Annotated in this window: 19 protein-coding genes; 8 read left to right on the forward strand and 11 right to left on the reverse strand. The window is 72.0% G+C overall.

Annotated elements, in window-relative coordinates; genetic code table 11:
* Window positions 1-18: 18 nt before the first annotated feature.
* On the reverse strand, window positions 19-462 hold the full coding sequence (locus V6U79_RS17205; RefSeq protein ID WP_334523450.1) for a DoxX family protein: 444 nt from the start codon (window positions 460-462) through the stop codon (window positions 19-21).
* An 83-nt stretch (window positions 463-545) separates the two neighbouring features.
* Here V6U79_RS17205 and V6U79_RS17210 point away from each other — a divergent pair, with 83 nt between their 5' ends.
* Window positions 546-1,115, forward strand: a complete 570-nt coding sequence (locus V6U79_RS17210) for a TetR/AcrR family transcriptional regulator (protein ID WP_334523453.1) — start codon at window positions 546-548, stop codon at window positions 1,113-1,115.
* A gap of 7 nt (window positions 1,116-1,122) precedes the next feature.
* On the opposite strand, the gene V6U79_RS17215 is transcribed toward V6U79_RS17210, so the two are convergent.
* Window positions 1,123-1,557, reverse strand: coding sequence for a MarR family winged helix-turn-helix transcriptional regulator (locus V6U79_RS17215; RefSeq protein ID WP_334523456.1), 435 nt, complete (start codon window positions 1,555-1,557; stop codon window positions 1,123-1,125).
* A gap of 165 nt (window positions 1,558-1,722) precedes the next feature.
* Between V6U79_RS17215 and V6U79_RS17220 the strand changes: the two genes are divergently transcribed.
* The gene (locus tag V6U79_RS17220) at window positions 1,723-3,351 is read left to right on the forward strand and encodes an MFS transporter (RefSeq protein WP_334523459.1); all 1,629 of its coding nucleotides are present in this window, start codon (window positions 1,723-1,725) and stop codon (window positions 3,349-3,351) included.
* 45 nt (window positions 3,352-3,396) lie between these two features.
* Here V6U79_RS17220 and V6U79_RS17225 read toward each other — a convergent pair whose 3' ends face one another.
* Window positions 3,397-3,609: a helix-turn-helix transcriptional regulator gene (locus V6U79_RS17225; protein WP_334523462.1), complete on the reverse strand. Its 213-nt coding sequence runs from the start codon at window positions 3,607-3,609 to the stop codon at window positions 3,397-3,399.
* Between the two features lie 179 nt (window positions 3,610-3,788).
* On the opposite strand from V6U79_RS17225, the gene V6U79_RS17230 reads away from it, so the two are divergent.
* Window positions 3,789-4,058, forward strand: a complete 270-nt coding sequence (locus tag V6U79_RS17230) for a flavin reductase (RefSeq protein ID WP_334523465.1) — start codon at window positions 3,789-3,791, stop codon at window positions 4,056-4,058.
* A 104-nt stretch (window positions 4,059-4,162) separates the two neighbouring features.
* On the opposite strand, the gene V6U79_RS17235 is transcribed toward V6U79_RS17230, so the two are convergent.
* Window positions 4,163-5,602, reverse strand: coding sequence for a GuaB1 family IMP dehydrogenase-related protein (locus V6U79_RS17235; RefSeq protein ID WP_334523468.1), 1,440 nt, complete (start codon window positions 5,600-5,602; stop codon window positions 4,163-4,165).
* Between the two features lie 224 nt (window positions 5,603-5,826).
* Window positions 5,827-7,578, reverse strand: coding sequence for an acetyl/propionyl/methylcrotonyl-CoA carboxylase subunit alpha (locus V6U79_RS17240; protein ID WP_334615190.1), 1,752 nt, complete (start codon window positions 7,576-7,578; stop codon window positions 5,827-5,829).
* 144 nt (window positions 7,579-7,722) lie between these two features.
* Here V6U79_RS17240 and V6U79_RS17245 point away from each other — a divergent pair, with 144 nt between their 5' ends.
* The 5 genes from V6U79_RS17245 (at window position 7,723) to V6U79_RS17265 (ending at window position 12,085) form a co-directional block, all read left to right on the forward strand.
* Entirely contained in the window at window positions 7,723-8,334 is a 612-nt protein-coding gene (locus V6U79_RS17245) for a PadR family transcriptional regulator (RefSeq protein ID WP_334615209.1), read from the forward strand.
* Between the two features lie 125 nt (window positions 8,335-8,459).
* Complete coding sequence (locus V6U79_RS17250) at window positions 8,460-9,419, forward strand: ATP-binding cassette domain-containing protein (RefSeq protein ID WP_334523487.1); 960 nt, start codon at window positions 8,460-8,462, stop codon at window positions 9,417-9,419.
* Between the two features lie 18 nt (window positions 9,420-9,437).
* Window positions 9,438-10,193 (forward strand): ABC transporter permease, encoded by a 756-nt coding sequence (locus V6U79_RS17255; RefSeq protein ID WP_334615191.1) that lies wholly within the window; start codon window positions 9,438-9,440, stop codon window positions 10,191-10,193.
* A gap of 104 nt (window positions 10,194-10,297) precedes the next feature.
* Window positions 10,298-11,611 carry an MFS transporter gene (locus tag V6U79_RS17260; protein WP_334523491.1) on the forward strand — a complete coding sequence of 438 codons (1,314 nt, stop codon included), beginning with the start codon at window positions 10,298-10,300 and terminating at the stop codon, window positions 11,609-11,611.
* A gap of 105 nt (window positions 11,612-11,716) precedes the next feature.
* Window positions 11,717-12,085, forward strand: coding sequence for a hypothetical protein (locus tag V6U79_RS17265; RefSeq protein ID WP_334523494.1), 369 nt, complete (start codon window positions 11,717-11,719; stop codon window positions 12,083-12,085).
* Between the two features lie 60 nt (window positions 12,086-12,145).
* Here the strand turns inward: V6U79_RS17265 and V6U79_RS17270 are convergent, their stop codons facing one another.
* The 6 genes from V6U79_RS17270 to V6U79_RS29825 all read right to left on the reverse strand — a co-directional run bounded on the left by V6U79_RS17270 (window position 12,146) and on the right by V6U79_RS29825 (window position 15,745).
* A complete protein-coding gene (locus V6U79_RS17270; protein WP_334523496.1) occupies window positions 12,146-12,799 on the reverse strand; it encodes an O-methyltransferase in 654 nt (217 codons plus the stop codon).
* 9 nt (window positions 12,800-12,808) lie between these two features.
* A complete protein-coding gene (locus V6U79_RS17275; protein WP_334523499.1) occupies window positions 12,809-13,465 on the reverse strand; it encodes a Maf family protein in 657 nt (218 codons plus the stop codon).
* A 100-nt stretch (window positions 13,466-13,565) separates the two neighbouring features.
* A complete protein-coding gene (locus V6U79_RS17280; protein ID WP_334523502.1) occupies window positions 13,566-13,838 on the reverse strand; it encodes a hypothetical protein in 273 nt (90 codons plus the stop codon).
* Window positions 13,835-15,037, reverse strand: a complete 1,203-nt coding sequence (locus V6U79_RS17285) for a WXG100-like domain-containing protein (protein WP_334615192.1) — start codon at window positions 15,035-15,037, stop codon at window positions 13,835-13,837. The genes V6U79_RS17280 and V6U79_RS17285 overlap by 4 nt, the downstream gene beginning before the upstream one ends.
* Window positions 15,034-15,372, reverse strand: a complete 339-nt coding sequence (locus V6U79_RS17290; RefSeq protein WP_334523508.1) for a type VII secretion target — start codon at window positions 15,370-15,372, stop codon at window positions 15,034-15,036. The genes V6U79_RS17285 and V6U79_RS17290 overlap by 4 nt, the downstream gene beginning before the upstream one ends.
* Window positions 15,335-15,745, reverse strand: a complete 411-nt coding sequence (locus V6U79_RS29825) for a YbaB/EbfC family nucleoid-associated protein (RefSeq protein WP_442933298.1) — start codon at window positions 15,743-15,745, stop codon at window positions 15,335-15,337. Before V6U79_RS29825 ends, V6U79_RS17290 begins: the two co-directional genes overlap by 38 nt.
* Window positions 15,746-15,805 lie beyond the last annotated feature (60 nt).

A 15,805-nucleotide genomic window follows, 5' to 3' on the forward strand; every position in this document is an offset into this window, starting at 1 on the left:
GGTCCGGGGGCCTCTGGCTCAGGCCCCGAACGAGATTGCGACCGCCGCCGCGACGAAGACGACCTGGAGCACGGTCCGCGTCGCCAGCGGGGTCACCGGTCGCCCGGCCAGGGTCAGGCCGCGCCGGGCCGCGGAGACGTTCGCCGGGAACATGGCCAGCATCAGCAGGGCCAGTCCGGCCGCGGCCCAGCGGGCGGTGGCCGGGACGAGCAGCGCCGCGGCGCCGAGCAGTTCCAGCGCCCCGGTGAGGGTCACCAGCAGGTCCGGTCGGGGCAGCGCCGGAGGCACCATCGCGACGAGGTCGGCACGGCGGCCGGTGAAGTGCGCGACGCCGGTCAGCGTGAACATCAGGGCCAGCCCCACCCGCAGCGCGGGGTGCCAGCCGTCGAGCGGGGCCACGCCGGCCAGGCCGGCCAGTCGGGCGAGCGCGGTGCCGGCCACGAGCGCGATCAGGGGAGCCACGGGTACCTCCTTGGACAATAACTTGTCATCGACAAGATGCCTCGGGGGAGGTTAACTTGTCAATGGCAAGATAGGATGACGGCATGATCGGAACGCGCGGCTACCACCACGGCGACCTGCGTCGCGCCCTGCTCGCGGCGGCGGTGGCGGTGATCGAGGAGTCGGGCCCGGGGGCGCTCAGCCTCCGTGACCTGGCGCGGCGGGCCGGCGTCTCGCACGCCGCCCCGGCGCACCACTTCGGTGACAAGCCCGGCCTGCTCACCGCGCTCGCCGCCGAGGGCTTCGACCTGCTGGCCGAGGCGCTGTGCGGCGCCGGTGGGGATCTGCACGAAGCCGGCGTCGCGTACGTCGACTTCGCGGTCCGACACCGCGCGCACTTCGACGTGATGTTCCGCCCCGACCTCTACCGGGCCGACGCGCCGGAGGTGCGGGCCGCCCGGGAGCGCGCGGGCGCGGCCCTGCGGTCGGGGGTTGCGGCGCTGCCGGCGGAGCGGGCGGGCGCCGGCGACCCGCAGGGGGACGCCCTCGCCGCCTGGTCCATCGTGCACGGCTTCGCCACGCTCTGGCTGGCCGGCGCGCTGCCGGAGCGGGTCGGCGACGATCCCCGGGAGGCGGCGAGGGCGGTCATCCGCCGTCTCTTCGCCGCCCGCTGACGGCGGGTCAGCCGGCCGAGCGGGAGGCGGGCGGATCGTCGGGGGCCGTGGCGACGTAGTCGCGCATCACCTCGGCGATCTCACGCAGGAACCCGGCGGTCGCCGCGGCCTGCTCCGGGGTCAGCCGGTCGACCGCGCGGTCGATGCCGACCAGCATCGGGCGCAGCGCCGCCAGCACCTCCTCGTGCGCCTGGTCGGTGACCCGCAGCGCCAACCGGCGCCGGTCGTGCGGGTGCGGGGTCCGCTCGACATGGCCGGCGCGCACCAGCCGGTCCACCAGCGTGGTGGCCGAGGCCGAGCGGATGCCGAGGCGGTTGCCCAGCTCTACCGGGCCGAGCGTCTCCGGGCTGGAGACGAGGTGGTCGATGGCCGCCGCGTCGGTGATCCCGATGTCCAACCGGCGGGCGAGCGCGCCGCGGGTGTCCCGGGCGATCCGGAGCACGTCGCGCAGTGCGCGGGCGGCTTCGCTGGTCCCGGCCGATTCGTTGGTCGACGCGACGCCGGCGTGTCCATCGGCGTTTCCCGGCCTTGCGGTTGACGTGACCCCGTTCACCGGCTGAAGTTAGCACGTCGGGTAGCTAGACAATCTAGCGAATGCGAGGCACGCATGCGTGAGCAGGGCCGTGGGCGCTGGTGGGGTCTGTTCGCCATCAGCCTCGGCGTCGCGGCGATCATCGTCGACGCGACGATCGTCAACGTCGCGGTGCCCGAGATCATTCGCGACCTCCGGATCACCTCGACCGACGCGCAGTGGGTGCAGGAGGCGTACACCCTGGCCTTCGCGGCCTTGCTGCTGGTCGCGGGCCGCTTCGCCGACCGCGCCGGGCGGAGGCGGATGTTCGTCGTCGGGGTGGTGGTGTTCGTGGCGGCCAGCGTGCTGGCCGCGGTGGCCGGCTCCGGCGCGGCACTGATCGGTGCCCGGGTGCTCCAGGGCGTCGGCGCCGCGATGATCCTGCCCGCCTCGCTCTCCCTGCTCAACGCCAACTTCCGTGGTCGGGAGCGGGCCGTCGCGTTCGCGATCTGGGGCTCCACCATCGGCGGTGCCGCCGCCCTCGGCCCGCTGCTCGGCGGCTGGCTCACCACCGAGCACTCGTGGCGGTGGGCGTTCGGCATCAACGTCCCGGTGGGCGCGGTCGTCATCGCCGCCACCCTCGTCCTGGTCGCCGAGTCGCGTGACGAGCGGACGGAGCGCGGCGTCGACTGGCTCGGCGCGCTGCTCTCGGTGCTCGGCCTGACGGGCGTGGTCTTCGCCCTGATCGAGGGGCGCACCTACGGCTGGTGGGAACGCGAGGAGCCGTTCCGCCTCCTCGGCGTCGACTGGACCGGTGGGATCTCCCCGGTGCCGGTCGCCGGCGGCCTGGGACTGCTCGCCCTCGCCGCCTTCGTCGGCCAGCAGCTCCGCCGCAACCGGATGGGGCGGGCGGGCCTGCTCGACCTGTCGCTGTTCGGCATCGGCTCGTTCCGCAACGGCGTCGTCGCCGTCGCGATCGTCAGCCTCGGCGAGTTCGGGCTGCTCTTCGCGCTGCCGCTGTGGTACCAGAACGTGCTCGGTTACAGCGCCTTCGGCACCGGTCTGGCCCTGCTCCCGCTCGCGCTGGGCAGCTTCCTGGCCAGCGGCGTGGGCGCGATGCTGACCCGGCGCCGGGGCGCTGTCCGGGTGGTGCAGCTCGGCGTCGCCGCCGAGCTGGTCGGCGTGGCCGGGCTCGGCGTCGTCGTGGCGCCCGACACGTCCTGGTGGGCGCCGCTCGGTTTCCTGTTCGTCTACGGGGTGGGCGTCGGCCTGGCCACCGCGCAGCTCACCGGCGTCTGCCTGCGCGAGGTGCCGGTGCGGCAGAGCGGGCAGGGCTCGGGGGTGCAGAGCACCGCGCGGCAGGTCGGCTCGGCGCTCGGCATCGCGGTGCTCGGCACGGTGCTCTTCGCCAGCCTGGGCGGCATCCTCGGCGACCGCCTCGCCGACCAGCCGGGACTCGACCCGGCCCAGCGTGACCAGGTGGTCACGGCGGTGCGGGAGAGCGCCGGCGCGGCCATCGGCGGCCTGGCCGGCGATCCGCGTACGGCGCCGGTCGCCGAGGAGGCCAAGATCGCCTTCTCCCAGGCCACCCGGTACGCGGCCTTCTCCGCCGCCGGCTTCCTGCTGATCGGCCTGATCGCCTGCGCCCGCCTGCCGAGGGACCGCCCCGGGACCTACGCCGCCCCGATCGGCCGGCCCGCACCCGCCCCCGCCGCCCCCCACTGACCCGAGGCCGGATGGAGCTCGACCGTCCCGGCTGCCTCGTCCGCTCTACTCCTCGTCGTCCGCTGGTGGGCGGGGGCGGCGGTGATCCCGGATGTACGCCTCGACCTCGGACCGTAGCCAGACCGAACCGGCTTGCAGGGTCTGGAATGGACGAGGGAAGTGCGGCTGCATGGCGATTTGGCGGAACCGCGACCGGCTCACCCCGAGCATGTCCATGATCTCCGCTGGCCCGACGAGTGGACCCGGCACCTCACCCATGCGCACGACGGTAGGCACAGGAAGACCTACCCATATTTGCGCGCCTTATCTGGCCTGCCCATATTGACGGGGGGGGTGGGGCGAGGTGTGAGGTGGATTGCGCGGTGCCCTCGGCCCGGTCGAGGCAGACCCTGGTGGATCGGGGTGCCGCAGAAACCGACCCCACCCGGGAGGCCGAAGTGCAGCGGCACGCACCCGTCAAACCGATCTGGATCTGCGCGGCCTGCGCTCATCCCTGGCCGTGCGGGAACGCCCGACTGAACCTGCTCGTGGAGTACCACGGGGACCGGAAGACCATGGCGCTCGACCTCGCCGGGCTGATGTCCGAGGCGAGCGAAGACCTCACCCGGATCTGCCCGAAGCCGCCCGACCCGATGGACCTGTATCCGCGATTCCTCGGGTGGGCCCGCCGGGGGGCACCGCCGAACGTGGGCTACTTCGACAGGTAGAGCTGTCGCCCCGAGCCGGTCCGCCAGCCGCCAACTTGTTCGTACCCGAGTTCAGAGACGCCCCCACGGTGACAACTTCGGCAGGAGGCACCGGGGCGGGCCTGTCACCAACTGGTGGGCAGGGGCATCCCCTCGGTGTAGCCGGCGGCGCTCTGCACGCCGACCAGGGCCCGCTCGTGGAACTCGTCCAGGTTGCGCGCGCCCGCGTAGGTGAAGGCGCTGCGCACCCCGGAGATGATCTCGTCGATCAGGTCCTCGACGCCGGGGCGGGTCGGGTCCAGGTACATCCGGGCCGAGGAGATGCCCTCCTCGAAGATCGCCTTCCGGGCCCGGTCGAACGCGCTGTCCTCGGCGGTACGCGCGCTGACCGCCCGCGCCGAGGCCATGCCGAAGCTCTCCTTGTAGCGCCGGCCGTCCGGCTCGGTGTAGAGGTCACCGGGGGACTCGTAGGTGCCGGCGAACCAGGAGCCGATCATCACGTTCGAGGCCCCGGCCGCCAGCGCCAGCGCCACGTCACGCGGGTGCCGTACGCCACCGTCGGCCCAGACGTGCCGCCCCAGCTCGCGGGCCGCGGCCGAGCAGTCCAGCACCGCGGAGAACTGCGGCCGGCCGACCCCGGTCATCATCCGCGTGGTGCACATCGCGCCCGGTCCGACCCCGACCTTGACGATGTCCGCGCCCGCCTCCACCAGGTCGCGTACCCCCTCGGCGGTGACCACGTTGCCGGCCGCCACCGGGACGCCCGGGTCGAGCTTGCGGACCGCCCGCAGCGCGGAGATCATCCGCTCCTGGTGGCCGTGCGCGGTGTCCACCACCAGGGTGTCCACCCCGGCGGCCAGCAGCGCCTCGGCCTTGCCGGTCACGTCGCCGTTGATGCCCACGGCGGCGGCGACCCGCAGGCGGCCCCGGTCGTCCAGGGCCGGCTTGTAGAGGGTGGCGCGCAGCGCGCCCTGCCGGGTCAGCACCCCGACCAGGCGGCCGTCCGCGTCCACCACCGGGGCCAGCCGGCGGCGGCCCGCGGAGAGCCGGTCGAAACCGGTACGCGGGTCCGCGTCCGCCGAAACGGTGTGCAGTTCGGTGGACATCACGTGCCGGAGCTGGGCGAACCGGTCCACCCCGACGGTGTCCGCCTCGGTGACCACCCCGACCGGGCGGCCCGCGTCGTCGACCACGATCACCGCGCCGTGCGACCGCTTCGGCAGCAGGTGGATCGCGTCGCCGACGGTGTCGGTCGGGCCGAGCGTGATCGGGGTGTCGTGCACCAGGTGCCGCTGCTTGACCCAGGTGACCACGTTGGCCACCACCTCGATCGGGATGTCCTGCGGGATGACCGCGATCGCACCGCGCCGGGCGACGGTCTCGGCCATCCGCCGGCCGGACACCGCCGTCATGTTGGAGACCACCAGCGGGATGGTGGTGCCCGTACCGTCGCTGGTGGCCAGGTCGACGTCGAGTCGCGAGCCCACCTCGGAGCGGGCCGGCGCCATGAAGACGTCGTTGTAGGTCAGGTCGTGCGCGGGGACCGCGCCATGAAGGAACCGCACCTGGCAATCATTCCTGCTCCCGGCCCACTCCGCCGTCGCTGGTGGCCCAAACCACCCCGCCCCGGCCCGCCGAGCCGTCGGCAGCGGGGTGGATGGGGGCGTTCGGTGGGCACCCGGCCTGAGTGGCGAAGGACGCGCCGGAGGGGCAGGAACGTGACTCGGAGGCAGGTCGCTCGTGCTGCCGCCGTCCTCCCCGGCGTGCCGGGGAGGACGGGGGACCGGGGTCAGGCGATGGTGCAGATCGCCGCGCCGGCGGTGATCACCGCGCCGACCTCGGCGGAGAGGCCGCTGACCGTGCCGGCCTTGTGGGCGTGCAGCGGCTGCTCCATCTTCATCGCCTCCAGCACCACCACCAGGTCGCCCTCGGCGACGGTGTCCCCGTCGGCGACCGCGATCTTCACGAGGGTGCCCTGCATGGGGGAGGTGAGCGTGTCACCGCTGACCGCCGCGCCGGCCTTGGCGCCGCCACCCCGGCGGCCCGGCTTCTTGGCGGCGGGCGCGGCGGTGGCCGTACCCGCGCCGAGGCCGGCGGGCAGGGTCACCTCCAGCCGCTTGCCACCCACCTCGACCACGACGGTCTCGCGCTCGGCCGGCGCCTCGGCGGCGCCGGCGGCGGCGGTGAACGGCGGCACGGTGTTGTCGAACTCGGTCTCGATCCACCGGGTGTGCACGGTGAACGGCTCGGCGGTGAACGCCTCGTCCCGCACCACGAGCCGGTGGAACGGCAGCGCCGTGGCCATGCCCTCGACGACCATCTCGTCGAGCGCGCGGCGGGCCCGCTCGATCGCCTCGGCCCGTGTCTCGCCGGTGATGATCACCTTGGCCAGCAACGAGTCGAAGTTGCCGCCGATCACGTCGCCGGCCGAGATGCCGGTGTCGACCCGGACGCCCGGACCGGTGGGCAGCCGCAGCGCGGTGACGGTGCCCGGGGCGGGCAGGAAGTTGCGCCCCGGGTCCTCGCCGTTGATCCGGAACTCGATGGAGTGCCCGCGCGGGGTGGGGTCCTCGGCCAGCCGCAGCTTCTCGCCGTCGGCGATCCGGAACTGCTCGCGGACCAGGTCGATGCCGGCGGTCTCCTCGGTGACCGGGTGCTCGACCTGGAGCCGGGTGTTGACCTCCAGGAAGGAGATGGTGCCGTCGACGCCGACCAGGTATTCGACGGTGCCGGCGCCGTGGTAGCCGGCCTCCCGGCAGATCGCCTTGGCGCTGTCGTGGATCTGGGCGCGCTGCGCCTCGGTGAGGAACGGCGCCGGGGCCTCCTCGACCAGCTTCTGGTGCCGGCGCTGGAGCGAGCAGTCCCGGGTGCCGACCACGACCACGTTGCCGTGCTGGTCGGCGAGGACCTGCGCCTCGACGTGGCGGGGCTTGTCCAGGTACCGCTCGACGAAGCACTCGCCCCGGCCGAACGCGGCGACCGCCTCGCGGGTGGCCGACTCGAACAGGTGCGGGATCTCCTCTATGGTGCGGGCCACCTTGAGCCCGCGCCCGCCGCCGCCGAAGGCGGCCTTGATGGCCACCGGCAGGCCGTGGTCGACCGCGAACGCGATCACCTCGTCGGGGCTGCCGACCGGGTCGGGGGTGCCGGGGACCAGGGGAGCGCCGGCGCGCTGGGCGATGTGCCGGGCGGTCACCTTGTCGCCCAGGTCGCGGATGGCCTGTGGGGTGGGGCCGATCCAGGTCAGCCCGGCGTCGATGACGGCCTGGGCGAAGTCGGCGTTCTCGGAGAGGAAGCCGTAGCCGGGGTGGACCGCGTCCGCGCCCGCCTTCGCGGCGATGTCGATGAGCTTGTCGATGCGCAGGTAGCTCTCCGCCGCCGTGTCGCCGCCGAGGGCGTACGCCTCGTCGGCGAGGGTGGCGTGCAGGGCGTCCCGGTCCGAGTCCGCGTAGACGGCGACGCTGCCCAGGCCGGCGTCGCGGCAGGCGCGGATGACGCGGACGGCGATCTCTCCGCGGTTGGCGATGAGTACCTTGCGCACCTTGTGGCTCCTCCCGGGGTCGTTGACCGGGAGTGTATCGGCCACTCTGATCGCCCTAACGATCGCTCAGTGTGGGATGTGGCACTGTCGCACCGGGCCCTAGTCAAGTTTGGTTATTACGCTTGCCCGGTGTCTGCGACTCGGATGATGATTCTCGGCCTGGTGCGCTGGATGCAGCCGGTGCACGGCTACGACGTGCGCCGCGAGCTGCTCAGTTGGAACGCCGACAAGTGGGCCAACGTGCAGCCCGGCTCGATCTACCACGGGTTGCGCAAGCTCGCCGACGAGGGGCTGCTGCGGGCGGTCGCCACCGAGCAGGTCGGCGCCCGGCCGGCGCGGACCAGTTACGAGGTCACACCGAAGGGCGAGGAGGAGTTCGAGACTCTGCTGCGGGGGCACTGGTGGCAGCTGCACGAGACGCCGGACCCCTTCGTGGCCGCCTTCTCCTTCCTGCCCGCGATGCCCCGCGAGGAGGCGGCGGCCGCCCTGCGCAACCGGGCCAACCTGCTGCGGGCCGGCGTCGAGTCGATGCGGGCCTCGGTGGACTCGGACTGGATGCGCGACACCAAGCCGGTGCACGTGGCCTGGATGTTCGAGCTCTGGGCGGCCCGCGCCGAGGCGGAGATCGGCTGGTGCGAGCGGATCGCTGAGCGAATCGAGTCCGGGGTGTCGTACCTGCCTGCTGGACTGGTCGGGGCGGAGGGTTGGTCGGGCTTTCCGGACGGTGAGCCGGCCAGCCGACCCGACGCGCAATAATCAACGTTGACCATAAAAGCTATATCGCGTTAGCCTGCTCGCGGCACAACGGGGGAGCACGCCGTCCGGCGTCGCCCCAGGGGGCAGACGGCCGGCGCGTCCGGCCCGGACGACCAGGAGCAGAAATGATCGAGACCAGAGGGCTGCGGAAGTCGTTCCGCTCCCGCCAGGGTCGGGAGACGAAGACGGTCGACGCCGTGCGCGGGGTCGACCTCGACGTCGCCGAGGGGGAGATCTTCGGTTTCCTCGGCCCCAACGGCGCCGGCAAGACCACCACCCTGCGGATGCTCGCCACACTGATCGAGCCGGACGGCGGCGAGGCCAGCATCGCCGGCGCCGACCTGCGCAAGGACCCGGCCGAGGTGCGCCGGCGGATCGGCTACGTACCCCAGGGCGGCAGCACCTGGGACGAGTCCACCGCCCGCGAGGAGCTGGTCCTGCACGCCCGGATGTACGGCATCGGCAAGGCCGACGCCCACCGCCGGGCCGCCCGCGCGCTGGACGCCTTCCAGCTCACCGAGTACGCCGACCGCAAGTGCAAGACGTACTCCGGCGGGCAGCGCAGGCGGGTGGAGATCGCCCTCGGCATCATCCACGAGCCGAAGGTCGTCTTCCTCGACGAGCCGACCACCGGCCTCGACCCGCAGAGCCGCGCGCACATGTGGGACGAGATCCGGCGGCTGCGCACCGAGGGGATGACCGTCTTCATCACCACGCACTACCTGGACGAGGCCGACGCGCTCTGCGACCGCATCGCGATCATGGACAACGGCGAGGTGGTCGCCGAGGGCACCCCGACCGCACTAAAGCGGGAGATCTCCGGCGACGTGGTGCTGGTCGGCCTGGACCTCGCCGCCACCCCGCAGGCCGCCAAGCTGCTCGACGGCGAGGAGTACGTCAACAAGCTGGAGACCGTCGACGAGGGCGGCCTGCGCCTCTACGTCGACGAGGGCGCCACCGTCATCCCGCAGCTCCTCCGCCGGCTCGACCAGGGCGGCATCGACCTGCGCTCGATCGAGCTGCACCGACCCAGCCTCGACGACGTCTTCCTCACCAAGACCGGCCGCTCGCTGCGCGAGTCCTGAGATTACGGAGAGAACCTCATGAAACTCGCCCGCGACACCTGGCTGATCTTCGAGCGCCAGCTCCAGCTGCTGCTGCGCAACCCGGTCTGGGTCTTCGTCGGTGTCTTCCAGCCGGTGATGTACCTGCTGCTCTTCGCCCCGCTGCTCAAGCCGGCCCTGAACGCGCCCACCCAGGCCGCCGCCTACAAGATCTTCGTACCGGGCCTGCTGGTGCTGCTGGCCATCTTCGGTGGGCTGTTCCAGGGCTTCGGCCTGATTGCCGAGCTGCGCGCCGGGGTGATCGAACGGTCCCGGGTCACCCCGGTCAGCCGGCTCGCCCTGCTGCTCGGCCGCTCCCTGCGGGACGTGGTCTCGCTGATCGCCCAGGCCGTCATCATCACGCTGCTGGCGCTCCTGTTCGACCTGCGCGTCTTCATCGGCGACCTGCTCCTGGCGTACCTGATGCTCGCCCTGATCGCGCTGATGACCTCGGCCGTCTCGTACGGCGTCGCGCTCAAGGTCAAGAGCGAGGACGCGCTCGCTCCGCTGATGAACACCGTCGCCCAGCCGGTGCTCCTGCTCTCCGGCATCCTGCTGCCGCTCACCTTCGCCCCGGGATGGTTGCAGGGCGTCGCGAACTGGAACCCGTTCTCCTGGGCGGTCGACGGCACCCGGGCCCTCTTCGCCGGTGACCTCGGCGACGACAAGGTCTGGCAGGGCCTCACCATCACCGCGGTGCTCGCCGCCGCCGGCGTGTTCTGGGCCGCCCGCCAGTTCGCCCGCAGCGTCCGGTGAGGAGCGGGGGCCCGGCCTGAGCCGGGCCCCCACTGACACCGCCCCGGCGAGAGTTGCCTCTCACAAAGGCGGGGCACCGGTCCGGCGCTTGTAGCGTGAGGCCGGTGCCCCGCCTCACCCATGACAGGATCACCTGGCTGACCTACGCCCAACTGGGGCTGTGGGGCTTCTTCCTCTACGGGTTCGGCCCGGTCGTACCGCTGCTCCGCGACGAGCAGGGCACCAGCGCCGCCGTCGCCGGCCTGCACAGCACCGCCATCGCCGTCGGCGCCATCCTCGGCGGAGCGCTCTTCGCGCCACTCGCCCGCCTCATCGGCCGCGGCCCGGCGATCTGGGCCGGCCTGGCCGGGGTCGCCGCCGGTGTCACGGCATTCGGCCTGCTCCGCCCCCTGCCGGCCACCCTCGCCACGGTCGCCGTCATCGCGACCGGCGGCATGATGGTGATCAGTGGCGTGGCCGTCGTCCTCACCGCCCGGCACGGCGCCGCCGCGCCGGCCGCCCTCACCGAGGCCAACGCCGTCGGTGCCGGCATGGGCATCCTCGCCCCGCTGGTGATCGGCGCCAGCGTCGACGCGGGCCTCGGCTGGCGACCGGTGATGGCCGTCGAGGTCGGGCTGATCGCGCTGGTCGCGCTCGCCGCCCGCGTCTTCCGCGTACGCCTGCCGGACGCCGCCGCCCCGGCCGCCGGCCGAATCGGGGTGCCCCTCGCGGCCTCGGCGGAGCGGGGGAGCGTCACCGGGCCGGCGGTCACCCCCGGCCGGGTCGGGCCGACCCCGTCGACCTCGGTCCAGCCCGGCGGCGTGGGCGGACCGGCCGCGGCGGGTCGGCTGCCGCGGGCGTACTGGATCGCCTGGCTGCTGATGGCGATGACCGGTTCGATCGAGGTCTGCCTGTCGCTGTGGACCGCCGACGTGCTGCGCTCGCACGCCGGGATGACCGCCGCCGCCGCGTCGGCCGCGGTCGCCGCCATCGTCTGCGGGATGTTCCTCGGCCGGCTGATCGGCGGCCGGATCGCCCTGCGCTGGCCGCCCGTGCCGCTGCTGCTCGGCGCGCTCGCCCTCTCCCTGGCCGGGTTCTCGATCTTCTGGCTGGCGTCGGTCGGCTGGCTCGCCGTCACCGGGCTGGTGGTGCTGGGACTGGGCAACGCGCTGCACTACCCCCTGGCGATCTCGATCGCGCTCAACGTCGCCGGAGCGGCCGCCGACAAGGCGGCCGGCTGGTCGTCGTACTCGATGGGGGTGGGTTTCGGGATCGCGCCGGTGGCGCTGGGCGCGGTGGCCGACGGGGTCGGACCCCACCTGGCCTTCCTGGCGCTGCCCGGCTTCATCGCGGCGGCCGTGCTGCTCACCGTGCGACTCGGCCGTGCGCTGCGGAACGCGGCCGCGCCGGACGACCGCCCGGTTCCCGTCGCCGTCTGACCGGCCCACTCGCCGCAGCCGCGGTGGCGCCGGGTCGGGGTGTTCCGCTCCGGCGCAGGCCATCGAAGGTGTGCTTGCGAGCCCGGCCGCAGGTTAATCTCGATCATGGATCATCTCGCGCAGCGAATCATCGCCGACCTTCGTCGGAACGGAGTTGCCCTCGACGAGGTCGGTGATGGTTGGTTCGCCGCGGATTCGCGCGCCGGTGTGCCCGAAGCGTTTCTCCATCTGGTGGACGACGACGTGGAGCGATACCTCCGCGGAATGAGCGCGGAGGACGTCGCCGGAGTCTTCGGGCCCGACGTGACACTGGCCGACGCGCGCTATCGCCTGGCTCTGATCCACCTGGAAGAGCACCTGCTCAGCCACCACGGTGGTATCCGCTATGTGATCGTCGACGGCGAGGAGATCCGCGCATTCGACACAGCTCCCCCGCCCAGCCTGCCGGCCGGTGACTACTACTGGACCGCCTGAACGCGACTCATCGCTGGTATCGGACGCCGCCGGCATCGGCGCCCTGGGTGGATCCGGCGGTCAGCGGACCCGGGCGAGGGTGACGCCGTCGGCGAGGGGAAGCATGACCGCGTCGACGCGGACGTCGGCCAGGACGTCGTCGTTGAACGCGGCGATCGCCCGGTCGTCGGCGTTCTGCGGGGCGATCACCCGACCACCACGGAGCGTGTTGTCCACCGCGATCACCGCCCCCGGGCGCATCCGCGGAACCAACTCGTCCCAGTAGATCGGATAGCCGGTCTTGTCGGCGTCGATGAACGCGAAGTCCAGGTAGCGCTCCTGGGGCAGCTCGCGCAGCCCGTCGGCGGCCGGCCCGATGCGCAGGTCGATCCGGTCGGCGACCCCCGCCCGCGCCCAGTACCGCCGGGCGATGCCGGTGTACTCCGCCGAGATGTCGAAGCAGGTCAGGCGGCCCTCGTCGGGCAGCCCACGGGCGATGGCCAGCGCGGAGAGCCCGGTGAAGGTGCCCACCTCCACCGCCTGCCGTACGCCCAGCAACCGGGTGAGGAAGGTCAGGAACGCGGCCTGTTCCGGCGCCACCTGCATCGTGGCCTCGTCGGGTAGGACCGCGATCGTCTCCTCGGCCAGATCACGCATGATCTCGTCCGGCGGTGATCCGTGCGCGACGAGATAGGCGTGCAGTTCCGGCGTCAGCGGCGGCGACTTCGAGGTCATCACCGGACGCTAACCGAGATGCTCGACTTCCTGGCCCCCCGGCGCGACCTTCGTCCACAGATCGGTGATGTTCAGCTCCAACTCGGCCAGCAGACGACGCAGCAGCGGCAGGCTCAACCCCACCACCGTCCCCGGATCACCCTCGATACCGGTGAGGAACGCGCCACCCAACCCGTCGATGGTGAACGCGCCCGCCACCGCCAGCGGCTCGCCCGTCGCCACGTAGGCGGCGATCTCCTCGTCACTGATGTCGGCGAAGTGCACGGTCGTCGAGGCCACCGCCTCCCCGCGGGCCTTGTGAACGACATCGACCAGGCAGTGGCCGGTGTGCAGCACCCCGCTGCGCCCCCGCATCCGCCGCCAGCGCTCCGTCGCATCAGCGGCATCCGCCGGCTTGCCCAGGATCTCGCCGTCGAAGGCGAGCACCGAGTCGCACCCGAGCACCAGAGTCCGCTCGTCCGGGGTGGCACGCAGCCGGTCGAGCACCGCCAACGCCTTCAACCTCGCCAACTCCAGGCAGAGATCCTCGGCCCGGTCGGCGGTCACCTGGGACTCGTCGACCCCGCTGACCAGCACGTCGGGTTCGATACCGGCGGCCTGGAGGAGCTTGCGACGGGCGGGGCTCTGACTGGCGAGGACGAGGCGCAAGGGCAGGGAGTTCGACACGCCTTCGACGTTACCGGCTGGCGTGCAGGCCGGGCGCACGACCAGCCGGGCAGGCCGGTCGGGATGCTGGCTCGGGGGCTTGCTAATGAGAAAGATCAGATCATGCGTCGGGAGTCGAGGGTGCCGTCCAGACGCGGCCGGGGGCGACCAGGGCGGCATCTTCCCTGGCGACGACCAGAAGTTGTTGGCCGGTTCGTCGAGTCCTCGGCGTGGGGAAGTCGACGCCGAGGACCCGGAGCCGTTCCCCGCTCAACTCGTCCACGAAGTCCGGCACCCCCTGCAACGAGCCGGCGAGCATCGTGCCGCAGACCACCAGGCCCTGTCGCGCCGGCAGGTCGAACACCTCATCGACCCGGAACATCAGTTGACTCATCTGCTTCCCCTGAACCGTTCCAACGCACCTGGTTCGACGGCGTACGCCTCGTCCTCAAGCTCTCTCCAGGTGCGGCGGAACTGATCGCCGTTCCTCAGCTGGACGACGTGGTGATACTCGTGAGCGATGGTAACGGCGAGGGTTTCCTCGTCAGCGAAACTGGCAGGCCCGAGGCGAATGGCTCTACCCGCCATCTCGGTCGGCGTGTAGGCGCACGCCTCCATCGAGTCCAGATACCGCACCTCGTCAGGCTCGTTCACGAGGTGCAGCTCGATACCTCGTAGGTCGATGCCCAGGCGTGCGGCAACAGCTTCGGCGTTCTCGACGGTCATCGGCGTACCCGATCCGTTGTCGAGCACGTCCCTGTTCGTCCGCGTGCCGCCCCGAGAGTGCAGATCGCCGCGGGGCACAGGGCTGGTCGGGTCGCGCCGAGCGAGACCCCGTAGCAGGTGATCGAGTTGAGTCAGGATGTCGTCAAGGCGACGAAGCGTCGGCGCCAGCCGCCGCAGGCTGTTGAGCAGGCCGGTGACCAGCCGGGCGATCTTCGCCGCCCACCGAGCCGCCAGCGTGGAGACCTGGGTGATGACCCAAGGCGTGGCCGCCCCCAGGGTGCCGCCCGCGAGGGCCAACCACTCCCACAGCCGCACCGCAAGTACGGAGACGAAATCGGCGATCAAGTCTCGGACCGTCTCCCGCACCAGGGCCACGACCAGCCCGGCGCCAGTGGTGATAGTCGCCATCGCCTCGGCGCCGGCACCCAACGTGCTCAGCGCTTCCTGCTCCTTCATGACGTGCGCCCGGTAGCCGGCAGCGGCGTCGCCGGTCCACCCGGTCAGATCGCCGACGACCGAGAGCCTGAGGTCCGCCGCCGAGGAACGCATTGCTGCCGCGACATTCGCCCAGGTGGCGGCGTAGGCGCTGATCTGATCGGGGTCGCCGGCAAGCCAATCCAGTGCGTCTGACAAGGGTTTGACATGTTCGATCAGCCAACCGACGCCCCACGAGACGAGCTGGCCGAGCGGATCCACGACGAGCGCGAGGGCGTCCATCCCGGCGGCGAAGCCACCAATCGAACCGTCGATCCACGAGCCGCTGCGGAACGAGGTAGCCAGCAGGTCGATGTCCTCTGCGAGGCCGATGCCCGACCATCCGGTAGTGCTGTCCGACCGTCCCACCATGAGCGGGTTCGGGCTGGTCACCGGGTTGACTCGAAGCGGTCGGCTGCCTGCTCATCGGCCTCCTGGTAACGCCGAGCGATCACCCGTAGCGCTGCCGTTGATTCTTCGATGGCACTTGCCGACTCTCGTAGCGCCCGCTCCGCAGCTTGTTGTAGTGGCGCGAGCATTGCCGGCAGTGCGGCGCACAGGTGGCCGTAGGCTTCGGCGCCGAGCCCCACCGACCGCGCCGCCGAGAGGCTCTGCTGCACGGTCTCAGCGACGCGGTCCACATTTTGCGCGTGACGGCACAGCGCTAGAGGATCAACGCCGAGATGGGCATCACCCTGCACGTCGGCCACCATCCGGGTCTGGCCCATCCGGCTCGACCCCGAAGCGCCCCGAGTACCCCTCCAGCACAGCCCGGCCTGTCTCGGTGTCCGCGCCGACCGTTTCTGCGACGGCGGCGGCCACCTCTGCGACAAGCTTTGCCTGGGCCTGACGCATGGTTCTTATGATCAGCGCTTCGACTCGGGAGGCCGGCCAACCAGTGATCCGGTTGTCCAGGTGAAGACCGGAAAGAGCGCCGCCGCTGTCCACTCTGACTTCGACCAGTCCGTCCGGGGAACTCGCCATGGCACTGGTTCCGGCGACTCGGCTAGCCAGACGCTGCGTCCGTTCAGCGCGCTCAGAAATCGAGGCGGACCACTCGGCCACCCACTGCTCGGCGTCGCCGAGATCTCGTCCGAACACCCGTCCGCCCTCCCCAGAGCCGACCGCTGATCACTGAGTAGGTCCCACCAGCAAGGCGTC

Origin of the sequence: Micromonospora psammae (assembly GCF_036902725.1) — a bacterium.
In the GTDB taxonomy this organism is placed as follows: domain Bacteria; phylum Actinomycetota; class Actinomycetes; order Mycobacteriales; family Micromonosporaceae; genus Micromonospora.